Here is a 13,613-nt window from a genome sequence, read left to right as displayed (position 1 = left end):
GAGGCTGCAGGGCTTTTCGCTCTTTTTTTATATGTGTCAAATCGTCTCTGCTGTTCCGATGAGAGGAAGAAGTACGGGGACTGCTGACCGAGCCTTACTTTGTGGGCGCATTTTGCGAAATTGGACAAGTTTCGTGTTATAATACGGTTAATGATGGAACAGATTGGAGAGTTTTAGCGTATGGATCCAATGACAAAAATGTGGGTATCCCTGATCGCCATCTTGATTATGGGGCTATCCGTCTTTCTCATTACCTTCGCCCGAACCAAAACAAAGGGGGTTCTTCGGGGAGCCCTCTCTTTGGTCGCATTTGTCATTATGGTGGTCGGATTTTTGGGCGGCATGGCAGCATTAATGTAGCAAAGGAACGGTGGATAACGAACATGGAAGCAGCATTACAGCTTATTGGAAGAACAATCGAGAAAACTGTCGTGCCTGAACCGGGCAAAAGCATCCTTCAGCATGCGAAGGACAACAAAGTGGACTGGCAGCACCTCTGCACCCGCGGTACTTGTGCCCGCTGCCGTTGTCTGATTTCCGAGGGGTCAGAGCACCTGGAGGAACCGACGAAAGCGGAACATCTTCGCCTCGACCCGGAAGAGTTTGACGAGGGCTATCGTCTAGGGTGCCAAGCCGTAGTCAAGACGGCGGGAAAAATCGTAGCCAGAAACAAAACGTATTTTTAAATGGACCGGAAGATTGGAGTGTGTGCCGTGCAGATCCCAGCCGAATTACAGCAAGCCCTGCATGACGCCTCTCATGCGCTGTCGCAAACTTCATCCTCCTGGTTAATTGGCGGAAGCTGCGGGCTATTGCTTCAGGACGTGCATTTGGATAAACCACCACGCGATATCGACATCTACGCCGATTCGGCCTCCGTATCGGAGCTTCATCATGCCCTCGCAGGGCGGGCGGTGGATCAGCCGGTCCTGAGCGTTACGGATCAATACCGGTCCGTGTTAAGCCATTATAAGTTGAGCCGGTACACGCTGGAACTAGTTGGAGGGTTCGAAGTTCAGGCGGAGGGTTCGCATTATAAGGTTGAAATTAACCGGAGGCTGGTCTCTGCGGGCGTCCATGCGAAACTAAACTCAATACGGATTCCGCTGATGCCGCTCAGCCATGAGCTGCTGTTTAATGTGCTTCGGAACCGGGAGGACCGGTACACGGCGATTGCTGCTGCCATGCGGGCAGATTTGCAGGCCCATTTACCGCTTCTTGAGGATCTGCTCACCGATAACGCGTTCCAATCCGAGCACATCCAAATCATTTCCCAACTGCTCCATACCGAGTCGATAGTACGATTTGCGGTAAGCGGGCGGGATTCAGGCCATGCCGGGCGGGAACGCCAATGAACCATAAAGTTACGTTCCAGCCGTCAGGCAAAAGCGTTCTCGTCCGTGAAGGCATATCGCTGCTCCATGCGGCCAGGGATGCAGGTGTATACATGCCCACGCGATGCGGGGGCAAAATGGGCTGTTTGATGTGCAAAATTCAGGTTGACGCCGCCAGCGCCGGACAGCTTACCCCTCCTGCCGAGGCGGAGAAGCGAAAGCTCGGCTCCCTGATCCGCAACGGCACCAGGCTGTCTTGTCAAGCCAGAGTGCGCGGGGCGGTGACAGTGACAGTCCCGGAAGACAAACTGAAGGCGGCGGTCCGCAAGCAGCTGGAAGCAGCAAGGAACCGTGACAGGGAGGACGACCTGTGGTAGCGGCAGGCAGGACAAACACGTTACAGGCTGCTTGATGTATCAATCGGCTTTACTATATGCAAAGGGTGATATTTGTTGATGACACCGGCTTTGACCAACAAGATGATGAAGGGAGCCCGGAAGGCGGCTACGGCTGTCATGGTGCTGCTGTTGATCATGACCGCCACAGCCTGCATGTATCCGGACCAGAAGAGCGGTGAGACGAGGGTATCCTACCGTGAAAGCGTGAAGCGCATCCAGTCTGCGATGGACGATTTTCAAAAGGACCAGGGGATCCTGCCGATCATCAATGCGGATGAGACGACGCCGCGCTTTGAGAAGTTCCGTATCGACCTGGACCAGCTCCAAAAACGGGGCTACTTGGACGATATCCCGACGACCGCCTTTGAGAAAGGCGGAAGCGCATACTTCCTGGTACAGAACGAAGAAACCGACCCGACCGTTAAGGTCATGGATCTCGTCACGGTGCAAAAGGTCAACGACGTGCAGCGGGCTGTCGATTTGTATAAGTCCAAGCATGATGGGCAGCTGCCGGCCGGCGAAGAAATATATCCGGGGATCCATACCGTTGACCCGGATCTGGCCGGCACAAACAATGTTGAGCTGAAGAGCGTATATTCGGGTCAGGACATGAGCTTTATTATGGATGCCAAGGGCGTCGTGTACGCGGATTATGCGTTTGATATTATGCAGTTGATTGACAAGGAAGGCGTGAAGCCTTCCAAAGACGAGGATTTACGAGATTACCTCATCAAGTCTTCCGATTATGTACCGGTGAAGTCGCTGCCGTACGAGTGGTCCGGGGATGCGCCAGTCGCCAAATCGGAGACAGGGGCGTGAAGCTGAACGTACAGATTGGAAGTGAAAGGCCTGCTGGAAACAGCAGGTCTTTTTTTATGCGTATTGCTATGTTTTTCGGGATTCCCGCTAGCAAAACAGCATCAACAAGCGGATAAGCGGCTGTGCACAGGTAGTTATGTTGTGCTGCATGCTTCATATACATATTTATTTCTGCCCCGGCATATATCTGAGAGGGATGACGAGGGGCATGCGAACGACGCAGGGATTATATGAATTTTATTCCGAATACCCGTCATATTGTTTTTAATAGGTACATACTATGATACTAGTCCAAATGCCTACGGAGTAACGCCGCTTTGCCGTTTCCCATCCTACCTGACTACCGGCGGCGGACTACTGACGACATTGTAAGGCTCAAATCCGTTGCAATGGCTCGAGGCTCCAGATGGAACACGAAGCGGATGCTCTTAAAGCATTTTTCCTTCGGAGTAAATGAGGAGGGGATCTCTTTTGGAAAAAGTGGACATTTTTAAAGACATTGCCGAACGAACTGGCGGGGACATTTACCTGGGTGTCGTCGGCGCCGTCCGCACAGGAAAGTCAACATTTATTAAACGGTTTATGGAAACAATCGTACTGCCGAACATTGCAAGCGAAGCAGACCGCGCCAGAGCGGTCGATGAGCTCCCGCAGAGCGCTGCCGGGAAGACGATTATGACCACCGAGCCGAAGTTTGTACCGAACAATGCGGTGCAGCTGAAGGTCACCGAAGGTCTGGAAGTGAACGTCCGCCTCGTGGACTGCGTAGGCTATGCGGTAGAAGGCGCCAAAGGCTATGAGGATGAAAACGGTCCGCGCATGATATCGACGCCATGGTTCGAGGAGCCAATCCCGTTCCAAGAAGCGGCCGAAATCGGGACGCGGAAAGTGATTCAGGAGCACTCCACGCTGGGCGTTGTGGTGACCACGGACGGCACGATTGCCGAAATTCCGCGCCACTCCTATGTGGAAGCCGAAGAACGCGTCGTCGCCGAGCTGAAGGAAGTCGGCAAGCCGTTTGTGCTGGTCATCAACTCCACGAAGCCGCGGAGCGAAGAAACACTGCAGCTGCGCAATGAGCTCGCCGAGAAATACGACATTCCGGTCATGGCGCTCAGTGCGGCCACAATGACGGAGGATGACGTCACCGGCGTCCTGCGCGAAGTGCTGTACGAATTCCCGGTGCACGAAGTCAACGTCAACCTGCCTAGCTGGGTTATGGTGCTGAACGAGAAGCACTGGCTGCGCAGCAACTATGAAAATTCCGTACGCGATACGGTCAAGGATATCCGCCGTTTGCGCGACGTGGACCGGGTGGTCACCCAGTTCATGGACTACGACTTCATCAACCGCGCGGCGCTCAGCGGCATGAATATGGGCCAAGGGGTAGCCGAGATCGACCTGTTCGCTCCGGATGAACTGTACGATCAAATCCTGATGGAAGTGGTCGGGGTGGAAATCCGCGGTAAGGACCACCTGCTGCAGCTGATGCAGGAATTCTCGCATGCCAAGCGGGAGTACGACCGGTTCGCCGAGGCGCTGGAGATGGTCAAAACGACCGGTTACGGCATCGCCGCTCCTTCGCTGGCCGAAATGTCGCTCGATGAGCCGGAGCTGATCCGCCAAGGATCCCGTTTCGGGGTTCGCTTGAAGGCGACGGCGCCTTCGATCCATATGATCCGCGTCGATGTCGAGTCGGAGTTCTCGCCGATCATCGGTACGGAGAAACAGTCCGAGGAACTCGTGCGCTACCTCATCCAGGACTTCGAAAACGATCCGATCAAAATCTGGGATTCAGACATTTTCGGCAGATCGCTGCACTCTATCGTACGGGAAGGCATTCAAGGCAAGATCGCCATGATGCCGGATAATGCGAGATATAAACTGCAGGAGACGCTCGGACGCATTATCAATGAAGGCTCTGGCGGATTGATCGCGATTATTTTGTAACCCATCAGCATGAAGTAAAAACCGTAGGCAGGCGCCCGCTTGCTTGCGGTTTTTTTTGTGCTTGAATGCAGAAATGGATACCTGTTGATAGTAATTCCTGTTTTATACATAAAAATAAGCAAATGGCTGCTCGGAGCCGAGTTAAGGGATCGTTATGACAGGTTTTTTATGAAAAAAAGAAAGTATTTATACAAACTCTTAAAAACCTATTTACATACTTGGATATAGGCTTTATATTAGTGTATAACATTTTAACATAGTGAAGCTTTTAAGGGGGAAGAGAGAAATGCGTTTAAGAGGTAAAAAAAGGGGTTTCGTGTTGGCATCCGTTCTGCTGGTGCTGTCGATGGTGATGAGCGCCTGCGGTCATAACGCGCCGCCGGCATCGGACTCGGGGAGTGCATCCGGTGCAAATTCGGACAAGCCTCTGGCGGGCAAACGAGTTGCGCTTATCATGGAGTTTAACACAGGGACGTTTTCCCAGCAATACGTTCAAGGGGTGACCGAGGAAGTGGAGAAATTCGGCGGAAAGCTGACGAAGTTCGTGGCCGCCAACGATAAAGCAAAAATGGCGTCTCTGCTGGATTCGGCCATCACTCAGCATTTTGACTTGATTCTGACCGACCACGGCGATTCGCTCCTCGAACCTGGCCTGCGCAAGGCGGTGGAGCAGAAGATCCCTGTCGTTGTCTTCGACGCTGACGTGAACGTTCCCGGCGCGACCGTGCTCTCTCAGGACGACCAGAAGATGGCCGACCTGACGCTGCAGCAGATGAAGGAGGACATCGGGGGCAAGGGTAACATCGTCAAAGTATGGGTGGCCGGATTCGCACCGATGGAACGGCGCCAAATCTCTTACGCGAAATTTATGAAAGAGAATCCGGATATCAAGGAAATCGCTACGTTCGGCACCGCGAATAACCCGGCACTGGACACGCAGACCCAGATGGAAGCGATTCTGAAGCAGTATCCGAAGGGACAGATTTCGGCCGTTTGGGCTGCTTGGGACGAATTCGCCAAAGGGGCGGCGCGCGCCATCCAGCAGGCCGGACGCGATGAAATCAAGGTATACGGCATCGATATGAGCGACGAGGACCTGCAAATGATCCAGGATCCTAGCAACCCGTGGGTCGCATCCGCTGCTGTCGATCCAAAGGATATCGGACGCATCCAGGTCCGTTATGGCTACCAGAAGCTGCATGGGGATCAAACCGAGGACAAGGTCGTTCTGAATCCGGTGTACGTTTCCCGCGACGCGCTTCCTAAGGAGCAAATTTCCACCACCGAGCTGTCTCAATATGTAGACGGCTGGGGTGCCAGCAAGCAAGGGCTTCAGGACTGGATGAACGAGTACAGCAAGTAACAAAAGATCCGGTCAAACCGGCAAATGCAAGTCTTGGGGTGGTGCTGAGGCGCTGCCCTTTTTCAGGAATAGGGGACAAGCTGCACTCCACTTTGTGGGGTTACTTTTTGAAGGAGGAATGCCGTGTGACATCATCATTTCAGTTGGAAATGAGCGGAATCGGCAAACAATTTGGCGGCGTTCCTGCGCTGCATGCGGTGGATTTTTCGGTTCACGGCGGCCAGATTCATGCGCTGCTCGGTGCCAACGGCGCCGGGAAGAGCACGTTGATGAAGATTCTGTCGGGCGCTTATCAGCCGGACAGCGGGCGCATTGCGGCAAACGGCACGGAGCTGCACATCACCTCTCCGGCCGCGGCCAAGCAGCACGGCATTCACTGCGTGTATCAGGAGGTCGATTCAGCCCTCGTCCCGCAGCTGAGCGTCGCCGAAAACGTCATGCTGGACGCCTTGTCTTCAGGCCGGGGAAGCATGTGGGTCAATTACCGGTCTATGGACAAACAGGTCAAGGCGATTTTGTCCAGGCTGGATGACAGTATAGACATTCATAAAAAGGTATATGAGCTGTCGCTTGCTCAAAAACAGATTGTCCTGCTGGCCCGCATTTTGTCCCAGGACGCCAAGGTGATTATATTCGACGAGCCGACCGCTCCGCTGAGCGACAGCGAATGCGAGGCTTTTTTCCGGATGATGCACTCGCTGAAGGACGCCGGTGTGGCGTGCATCTTTATTACACACCGCCTGCCGGAAGTGCTGCAGCACAGCGATATGGTGACCGTGATGCGTGACGGCAGGAAGGTTTACACCGGCCGGACACAGGACATCACCGGGGAAGGCATTATCGGGCACATGCTCGGTAAAACGTTTGAAGAAGAGTTTCCGAAAAAGGATACCGTGATCGGGGAAGTGCTCCTTCAGGCCGAAGGCGTCAAGCGCGGACACAAGGTGCGGGGCGCGGATCTTGAGGTCCGCCGCGGTGAAATTGTGGCCGTAGTCGGCCTGGTGGGCGCCGGTAAAACCGAACTGGCCCGGATCCTGAGCGGTGCGGATCAGCCGGACGAAGGCAGCATCCATCTGAAAGGGAGGAAGCTGTCGCTTAAGCAACCGGCGGACGCGGTATCCGCGGGAATCGTCTCCATCCCGGAGGAGCGCCGGAAAGAGGGAATCTTTATTCACGAATCGGTGGATTTGAACCTGTCCATACCGGTGCTGAACCAAGTCAGCAGGCTGGGGTTCATCTCGCGGAAGAAGGAGAAGGCTTTATCCGCCAAAATGGTCGGCGCCCTTGGAGTCAAGGCCGCCTCCGGCAGCCAGCTGGTGAAGTTTCTGAGCGGCGGCAATCAGCAGAAGCTGGCGATCGGCAAATGGCTGGACAGCGGGGCGGAAGTTTTTATTTTTGACGAACCGACCAAAGGGGTCGATATCGGCGCGAAAAGCGATATATTCCGCATTATCGGAGATTTGGCGGATGCCGGCAAGGGCATTTTGTATTTTACCTGCGAATTGGCAGAAGGACTGGGAATCGGCGACCGGATCGCCGTCATGAGCGGCGGAACCATCAGCAAAGTATTTGCTCGGGGGGAAGCGACGCAAGCCCAGCTCCTATATTATGCGAGCGGAGGCTTGGAGGAAGACCATGAAGGATAAACTGTTAAACTTGGCGTTCCGGTACGGGGCGGTTGTCGTTATCATCGGGGTTATTGCATTTTTTTCGTTCAGACTGCCTTATTTCTTCACGTACGGGAACCTGACCGACATACTGGGCTCGATCACGATCGTGACCTTTGTGGCGATTGGGGTGACCTTGTCGCTGGTCGTGGACGGCTTTGACCTGTCGGTAGGCTCAACCGTGTCGCTGACCACCGTAGGCGCTGCGTCGCTGATGATATGGTATGAGCAGCCGCTGTGGGTCGTCATCATCGTGCCGCTCATCCTGGGTGCCATCATCGGGCTCGTTAACGCCTTCCTGATCGTCAAGCTGCGGATTCCGGATCTTCTGGCGACCCTTGCCGTGATGTACATTGTCGGCGGGATTCACAAAACGTATGCCGCGGGTTATACGATTTACAACCATATGGAATTTCCGGACGGCACCAAAGCCCCCGGCGAGATGAGCGCAGCCTTTCTGCAGCTTGGACAGGGCAAATGGTTCGGCATTCCGATTTCGGCCGTCCTTCTCATTATCGCTGTGGCGCTTGTGCATATTTTTCTGACGCGGACCAAATACGGCCGCCAAATGTACGTCACGGGCGGTAATGAGGAAGCGGCGCGCCTGTCCGGAATCAAGGTGAAAAGGGTGCGTACGCTGGCGTACGTCGCTTCCGGCGTGTTCGCCGCGATTGGCGGGATTATTTACGCCTCCCGGGTCGGATCCGGTCAAATCGACGCGGGATCGCCGCTCTTGATGGAATCCGTGGCGGCCGTGTTCGTCGGTTTTTCGGTCTTCGGCGCCGGCATGCCCAACGTCATCGGCACGTTTATCGGGTCGGTATTGATCGGGGTACTGGTCAACGGACTGACCATGATGAATTTGCAGTATTTTACACATGACATCGTCAAAGGGATCGTTCTTGTCCTCGCACTTGCCGTCACTTTTTACGTTTTAAACCGCTCGCGAACGTAAAACTCTTGAAATTCTGCGGTTGCTGTATTACTATAAGTTTGTTCCGCGCCTGCGGCTGAATACGGTCTATATGGCGATTCTATCTGTAAATCTCACAGATGAACGTATATTTTACGGCAAAACGGAAAGATTGATAACATCGATTTATTATTTTGGGAGGTGAAATGATAGTGAACAAGTCCGAACTGATTTCCCAAGTAGCTGAAACGACAGAACTGTCCAAGAAGGATGCGACGAAAGCGGTTGACGCTGTATTCGAATCCATCGCACAGGCTCTGCAAAACGGGGACAAAGTCCAACTCGTTGGATTTGGTAACTTTGAAGTGCGCGAGCGTTCCGCACGTAAAGGCCGTAACCCGCAAACCGGTGAAGAAATCGAAATCCCTTCGAGCAAAATTCCGGCATTCAAGCCTGGTAAAGCGCTCAAAGACGGAATTAAATAAGATTTCTACATATTCCATACGCAAGAAGAGGACCGTGACGCTCGTTCACGGCCTTTTCTTTTCTGTAGGGCTGACATGTCCTTCGAGAGGATTGCCGTTGTCGTCCTTTTCCGAATAGGCGATCAGGATGACGGGAGAACCCGTCAGCTGGCTCAGCTGCTGTTCGTATTCGCGAAGCTTGGAAATTTGCCCTTCCCGTAAGGGCGCCGGTTCATATTGCATGTTCTCAACTCCTTGGACTTTATTACATTGGGTAGTATAGCCAGAGGATTTTAAAATAATTATACGCTGTGTGTAAGGCTCGCTGAAAAAAGGAGGATACACTCATGGAAAATAAAGGGAATACGGGGAACAGCGATTTTATCGTGATCAAGGCGAAGGATCAAGGGGTGCAGGTCATTGGACTGACCCGAGGCCAGGATACCCGGTTTCATCACACGGAGAAGCTGGACAAAGGCGAAGTGCTGATCGCCCAGTTTACGGACCATACCTCCGCCATTAAAATTCGCGGCAAAGCCGAAGTGTGGACGAAACACGGAAGTCTCGAAAGCGACAGCTAATAGCAAGGAGCTCATAAAAACAGCTCTTGAATGCAAATTAGCTGCTGGTCAGGGGATGGCAAATTACCTTAAGCGCAATCTGTACAAACGCAGGCATAGCCTGCTTTTTTTCGTTGTAGAATGAGGTATGGACAGCACGTGTCCGGACGAAACTAAGGGATACTATGACGATGGGAGGGCTGTACTTGAAACGATTTCTCATTCCTGGCCTGGTGCTTGCCGTTACGCTGGGCTCGGTCCTCATCCTGCCTGCACTGTACCATGCGGAGCACACATTTGCCCGGGAAAGCCGGGCTTTGGCCGCGTTTCATCCCCAATCGGGCTGGACGCTCGACAATGCGAATATCGTGGATGCGCTGGACAGCCTTCCCCTGACGCTGCCGATCCGCAAGGTGGAGTGGGAATCCCGCGTGCTGACGGTTGACCTGAAAGTGGCCACACCGGAGGTGTCCGTGTCTGAAATCTATTCGAATATCGCCGAGATCCTCACATTTAGCTTTGACGGCACTTCCAATGTCGACCAGATTCTCCTTCGGCTCGTCGCAGAAGACAAATGGCTCGGCACAAGGCATCTGCTGCTTGCTGCGGATGTCCGGCGGACGGAGTGGAGTCCGGAGCTGAAACAGGCGCTTGGCGAAGCAGGAGAAGGCCCGCTTGCGGACGATATCAAAGCCCGATTCCACCTCACCGAAACGAAACTGTGGAGAGACCGGTTCGATCCGCAGGAAAACGGGTAAAAAGAAGTAAGCATACTGTGCGTGGTCTGACAAGTTGTGCTATAATAAAAAAGATTGTGAACAAAAGTTCTTGCTCGCAACAGACGACATAGAAGTGAGAAAGTTATAGGCTCGGAGGCTGACGATGAAACCGTACCGCATACCCCAACTAGCAAAGAAATATGTCGATTACGACATGATCCAAACCCATACGGAGCTGCCGCCCTATCCGGATGCCCGTGTTCATCTTCTATATATTTTTCTGAACCAGGGAAGCCGCAAGCCTTCCGTGCATACAGAGCTGCTGGCGCTTGTCACGTCGCTCGTTCAGATAGGTATTGACACGCATGAAACGATCGACACCATCCAGGGCAAACAGAACGAGGGAGAAATGCGTTCCCGTCAGCTTAAAGTGCTCGCGGGAGACTATTTCAGCAGCCGGTTCTATCAGCTTCTGTCCCAGAAGGGGCAAATCGAGGCTGTATCGACGCTGAGTGCGGCCATTTGCGATGTAAATATTTTGAAAATGAATCTGTACGGCAAAATGAAAAGCCTTCTCCTGTCAGCGGAGGAATACTTACGGCAACGGGTACAGCTGAATATGCAGCTGTTTCTTTCTTTTACCCCTTTTCTGGATGACTCGTTAAAAGAACTGTGGAAATCGCTTCTCCGCGGCTTCAGCGAATGCGAAACGGTCGTTCGTGAAATGCAGCTGAGCTCAGGCTCGGAGCCATTCTTGTACAGCTATTCGTTCTGGCACATCCTGGATGTGGCCTCGGATGAAGACAAGCTGGCCCTGAAGGAAAACCGGGTTGAGCCGAAAGACTGGAAGAAGATGCTGCTTAAGTACAAGGCCGGAGAACATTTGGCGGATAAGCTGCAGCAGGCGGTGAACAGCGTGCAGTCCATCCTGAAAATGGTTAAGGGAGACGGAATGTTCCGGGAGATCGGACAGGTGCTTGACCCGTTCCTTCGTCAGCTTAACACACCGGGATCCGCAGTAGGGGAGGGATTGGCGAGAGGATGAATACCAGCATGAGTGAACGGGACACGAAGACGGAAAACAAATACTCACATGTCCAATCCGTTTTTGAGAGCATTGCACCGAAGTACGATGTGATGAACGATATTATAAGCTTTCGCAGGCACAAGGCCTGGCGGAAGTTCACGATGAAGAAAATGGCGATGAAACCCGGAGATACGGCGGTTGATCTGTGCTGCGGGACTTGCGACTGGACGTTGAGCATGGCGGAAGCCAGCGGCACGGGGCAGATGGTCGGCCTCGATTTCAGCCCGAACATGCTGAAGGTCGGCATGGACAAAATCAAGGCGAGACACCTCGAGGATCAGATTACGCTGGTTCAGGGGGATGCCATGAATTTGCCGTTTGAGGATAACCGTTTTGACTACGCCACCATCGGCTTTGGTCTGCGGAACGTGCCTGACCTGGTGCAGGTGCTGAAAGAAATGCAGAGGGTCGTCAAGCCTGGAGGCATGGTTGTATGCCTGGAGGTGTCCAAGCCGACGTGGCAGCCTTTCAAAGGAATTTATTATTCTTATTTCAAGTATATACTGCCTGGACTCGGAAAGGTGTTGGCCAAAAGATATGAGCAGTACAAATGGCTGCCGGAATCGTTGGCTCTTTTCCCGGGAAGAGAGGAACTGGCAAGCATATTCCGCAGCATCGGTCTTCAGAATGTCGAAGCCTATCCCCTAACTGGCGGCGTCGCAGCATTACATATTGGGATCAAGGAGAATCGGCATGTTTAAGAAAATCGGCATTTTTCTAGAAATGATCAAAATTGAGCACACATTATTTGCGTTACCTTTTGCGTTTATGGGCGCGATCCTCGGATCGGTCGTCGTAAACGGTCACCTTCCATCATGGGCCCAGATCGGCTGGGTCCTGTTAGCCATGTTCGGGGCCAGGAGCGCGGCCTTCGGCTTGAACCGGATGATCGATCAGGTGATCGACAAGAAAAATCCGCGGACGGCGAACCGGGCCATTCCGGCAGGGCTGCTGAAGAGCGCGGAAGTGATCCTGTTTACGGTCGTTTGCTTCCTGCTTCTGCTGTGGGCGGCCTATGAGCTGTCTCCGCTGGCGCTCAAACTGCTTCCGATCGCCGTGTTTTTTCTCGTCATTTATTCCTACACGAAACGGTTTACCTGGCTGTGCCATATCGTGCTCGGCTTAACGATCGCGCTTGCCCCGCTCGGCGGCTGGGTGGCCGTGACCAACGAAATCGACTGGCCGTCCATCGTTCTGTACGTATCGGTTGCCTTCTGGACTGCCGGCTTTGATATCATTTATGCGATCCAGGATATCGATTTTGACCGGAAGGAAGGCTTGTACTCCATTCCGGCACGCTTCGGCGTCCGCAAGTCGCTGCTCATCGCACGGTATTTTCATTTCATTACCGCGATCGGATTCGTTATCCTGTTCTTTACGACCGAGCTGAGCTGGTGGTATTTTGGTGGGATGCTGATCGCTTATATTATTCTCTTCTACGAGCATTTTATTTTGTCCCCGAATGACATGAGCAAGCTGCAGGTCGCCTTCTTTACGATGAACAGCGTCCTCAGCATTCTCGTATTCGTATTCACCCTGATTGATTTGGTGGTGCAGTACTTGTGACGCAAACGGAGAACAAGAGAAGAAGCTGGGTCGTCGGGATTACCGGCGCCAGCGGTTCGGTGTATGGGGTTCGGTTAACGGAGGTTCTGCTGAAGCAGGGCTATGACGTACACATCGTCGTCTCGAATGCAGGCTGGCGGGTGCTTGGCGAGGAGCTCGGCTGGAAAACAGCTCAAAGGGAGCTTGTGCTAAGCGAGAAATTCGGCGGCCATCCGGGCAGCCTCTATTACCATCCGGTGGCGGATATCGGAGCAACGATTGCCAGCGGCTCCTATCAGGTGGAGGGTATGGTGATTGCGCCATGCTCAATGGGGACACTGTCCGCTGTAGCTAACGGATCGTCCGACAATTTGATGACCCGCGCTGCAGACGTCATGCTGAAAGAAGGAAGGCCGCTGATTTTAGTACCCCGTGAGACGCCGCTGCATGCCATTCACCTGGAAAATATGCTGAAGCTCGCCAGGCTCGGAGTGAAGATGATTCCGGCGATGCCGGCTTTTTACTTTCATCCCCGGACGATCGAGGATTTGATCGACTTCCAGGTGGGAAAGGTGCTTGATATGATGCGGATCGAGCATGAGCTGTTCAGGCGTTGGGACGGCGGGCTGGCCGGACAGGCCAAAGCTGCAGAGTCCGGTACCAAAGAATAGACAGTCCTCCAAACCCATTCGTGCAGCACGAATTGTATGCTATGATTTAAATAAGATGAAAATGAATGGAAGAACGCCAGTGCTCTTTGTTTCTGCTATGCGGGCCATGCTCAAGCCGATGAT

17 protein-coding genes are annotated in these 13,613 nt (G+C 53.3%); 16 read left to right on the top strand and 1 reads right to left on the bottom strand.

Features of this window, described 5'->3' with window-relative positions:
- Positions 1 to 180 precede the first annotated feature (180 nt).
- From MKY74_RS25815 to MKY74_RS25770, 10 genes are all read left to right on the top strand, one after another.
- Positions 181 to 360, top strand: coding sequence for a DUF2768 family protein (locus tag MKY74_RS25815; RefSeq protein ID WP_076170084.1), 180 nt, complete (start codon positions 181 to 183; stop codon positions 358 to 360).
- 23 nt (positions 361 to 383) lie between these two features.
- Positions 384 to 686 (top strand): 2Fe-2S iron-sulfur cluster-binding protein, encoded by a 303-nt coding sequence (locus MKY74_RS25810; protein ID WP_084203878.1) that lies wholly within the window; start codon positions 384 to 386, stop codon positions 684 to 686.
- Between the two features lie 27 nt (positions 687 to 713).
- Positions 714 to 1,355, top strand: coding sequence for a hypothetical protein (locus MKY74_RS25805; protein WP_076170085.1), 642 nt, complete (start codon positions 714 to 716; stop codon positions 1,353 to 1,355).
- Positions 1,352 to 1,711, top strand: a complete 360-nt coding sequence (locus MKY74_RS25800; protein WP_076170086.1) for a 2Fe-2S iron-sulfur cluster-binding protein — start codon at positions 1,352 to 1,354, stop codon at positions 1,709 to 1,711. The genes MKY74_RS25805 and MKY74_RS25800 overlap by 4 nt, the downstream gene beginning before the upstream one ends.
- A 78-nt stretch (positions 1,712 to 1,789) precedes the next feature.
- Positions 1,790 to 2,551: a DUF3939 domain-containing protein gene (locus MKY74_RS25795; RefSeq protein ID WP_244169257.1), complete on the top strand. Its 762-nt coding sequence runs from the start codon at positions 1,790 to 1,792 to the stop codon at positions 2,549 to 2,551.
- A gap of 471 nt (positions 2,552 to 3,022) precedes the next feature.
- Entirely contained in the window at positions 3,023 to 4,501 is a 1,479-nt protein-coding gene (gene spoIVA / locus MKY74_RS25790) for a stage IV sporulation protein A (RefSeq protein WP_076170087.1), read from the top strand.
- A gap of 286 nt (positions 4,502 to 4,787) precedes the next feature.
- Entirely contained in the window at positions 4,788 to 5,864 is a 1,077-nt protein-coding gene (locus MKY74_RS25785) for a sugar ABC transporter substrate-binding protein (protein ID WP_144025412.1), read from the top strand.
- A 149-nt stretch (positions 5,865 to 6,013) separates the two neighbouring features.
- The gene (locus tag MKY74_RS25780; RefSeq protein WP_076170189.1) at positions 6,014 to 7,510 is read left to right on the top strand and encodes a sugar ABC transporter ATP-binding protein; all 1,497 of its coding nucleotides are present in this window, start codon (positions 6,014 to 6,016) and stop codon (positions 7,508 to 7,510) included.
- Positions 7,500 to 8,486 carry an ABC transporter permease gene (locus tag MKY74_RS25775; RefSeq protein WP_076170089.1) on the top strand — a complete coding sequence of 329 codons (987 nt, stop codon included), beginning with the start codon at positions 7,500 to 7,502 and terminating at the stop codon, positions 8,484 to 8,486. Before MKY74_RS25780 ends, MKY74_RS25775 begins: the two co-directional genes overlap by 11 nt.
- 170 nt (positions 8,487 to 8,656) lie before the next feature.
- Positions 8,657 to 8,929: an HU family DNA-binding protein gene (locus MKY74_RS25770; protein WP_076170090.1), complete on the top strand. Its 273-nt coding sequence runs from the start codon at positions 8,657 to 8,659 to the stop codon at positions 8,927 to 8,929.
- 45 nt (positions 8,930 to 8,974) lie between these two features.
- On the opposite strand, the gene MKY74_RS25765 is transcribed toward MKY74_RS25770, so the two are convergent.
- On the bottom strand, positions 8,975 to 9,151 hold the full coding sequence (locus MKY74_RS25765) for a hypothetical protein (protein ID WP_167372869.1): 177 nt from the start codon (positions 9,149 to 9,151) through the stop codon (positions 8,975 to 8,977).
- Positions 9,152 to 9,255: 104 nt separating this feature from the next.
- On the opposite strand from MKY74_RS25765, the gene mtrB reads away from it, so the two are divergent.
- The 6 genes from mtrB to MKY74_RS25735 all read left to right on the top strand — a co-directional run bounded on the left by mtrB (position 9,256) and on the right by MKY74_RS25735 (position 13,490).
- The gene (gene mtrB / locus MKY74_RS25760) at positions 9,256 to 9,489 is read left to right on the top strand and encodes a trp RNA-binding attenuation protein MtrB (protein ID WP_076170091.1); all 234 of its coding nucleotides are present in this window, start codon (positions 9,256 to 9,258) and stop codon (positions 9,487 to 9,489) included.
- A 185-nt stretch (positions 9,490 to 9,674) separates the two neighbouring features.
- Positions 9,675 to 10,226, top strand: coding sequence for a hypothetical protein (locus MKY74_RS25755; protein ID WP_076170092.1), 552 nt, complete (start codon positions 9,675 to 9,677; stop codon positions 10,224 to 10,226).
- 124 nt (positions 10,227 to 10,350) lie between these two features.
- Positions 10,351 to 11,232: a heptaprenyl diphosphate synthase component 1 gene (locus MKY74_RS25750; RefSeq protein WP_076170093.1), complete on the top strand. Its 882-nt coding sequence runs from the start codon at positions 10,351 to 10,353 to the stop codon at positions 11,230 to 11,232.
- A gap of 8 nt (positions 11,233 to 11,240) precedes the next feature.
- Entirely contained in the window at positions 11,241 to 11,975 is a 735-nt protein-coding gene (locus MKY74_RS25745) for a demethylmenaquinone methyltransferase (protein WP_076170190.1), read from the top strand.
- Positions 11,968 to 12,840 carry a UbiA-like polyprenyltransferase gene (locus tag MKY74_RS25740; RefSeq protein WP_076170094.1) on the top strand — a complete coding sequence of 291 codons (873 nt, stop codon included), beginning with the start codon at positions 11,968 to 11,970 and terminating at the stop codon, positions 12,838 to 12,840. The genes MKY74_RS25745 and MKY74_RS25740 overlap by 8 nt, the downstream gene beginning before the upstream one ends.
- Positions 12,837 to 13,490, top strand: a complete 654-nt coding sequence (locus MKY74_RS25735) for a UbiX family flavin prenyltransferase (RefSeq protein WP_076170095.1) — start codon at positions 12,837 to 12,839, stop codon at positions 13,488 to 13,490. The genes MKY74_RS25740 and MKY74_RS25735 overlap by 4 nt, the downstream gene beginning before the upstream one ends.
- The last annotated feature ends 123 nt before the right edge of the window (positions 13,491 to 13,613 follow it).

Origin of the sequence: Paenibacillus sp. FSL R5-0378, assembly GCF_038009285.1 — a bacterium.
GTDB classification, from domain to species: domain Bacteria; phylum Bacillota; class Bacilli; order Paenibacillales; family Paenibacillaceae; genus Paenibacillus_AQ; species Paenibacillus_AQ favisporus.
The sequence above is the reverse complement of the archived record's forward strand: the minus strand, read 5'-3'. Positions and strand labels throughout refer to the sequence as shown.

Bases quoted from the DNA above. Each gene is read 5' to 3' on its own strand.
- MKY74_RS25815 (WP_076170084.1), top strand. From the start codon at position 181: ATGGATCCAATGACAAAAATGTGGGTATCCCTGATCGCCATCTTGATT.
- MKY74_RS25810 (WP_084203878.1), top strand. From the start codon at position 384: ATGGAAGCAGCATTACAGCTTATTGGAAGAACAATCGAGAAAACTGTC.
- MKY74_RS25800 (WP_076170086.1), top strand. From the start codon at position 1,352: ATGAACCATAAAGTTACGTTCCAGCCGTCAGGCAAAAGCGTTCTCGTC.
- MKY74_RS25795 (WP_244169257.1), top strand. From the start codon at position 1,790: ATGACACCGGCTTTGACCAACAAGATGATGAAGGGAGCCCGGAAGGCG.
- MKY74_RS25785 (WP_144025412.1), top strand. From the start codon at position 4,788: ATGCGTTTAAGAGGTAAAAAAAGGGGTTTCGTGTTGGCATCCGTTCTG.
- MKY74_RS25780 (WP_076170189.1), top strand. From the start codon at position 6,014: ATGAGCGGAATCGGCAAACAATTTGGCGGCGTTCCTGCGCTGCATGCG.
- MKY74_RS25775 (WP_076170089.1), top strand. From the start codon at position 7,500: ATGAAGGATAAACTGTTAAACTTGGCGTTCCGGTACGGGGCGGTTGTC.
- MKY74_RS25765 (WP_167372869.1), bottom strand. From the start codon at position 9,151: ATGCAATATGAACCGGCGCCCTTACGGGAAGGGCAAATTTCCAAGCTT.
- mtrB (WP_076170091.1), top strand. From the start codon at position 9,256: ATGGAAAATAAAGGGAATACGGGGAACAGCGATTTTATCGTGATCAAG.
- MKY74_RS25750 (WP_076170093.1), top strand. From the start codon at position 10,351: ATGAAACCGTACCGCATACCCCAACTAGCAAAGAAATATGTCGATTAC.
- MKY74_RS25745 (WP_076170190.1), top strand. From the start codon at position 11,241: ATGAGTGAACGGGACACGAAGACGGAAAACAAATACTCACATGTCCAA.
- MKY74_RS25740 (WP_076170094.1), top strand. From the start codon at position 11,968: ATGTTTAAGAAAATCGGCATTTTTCTAGAAATGATCAAAATTGAGCAC.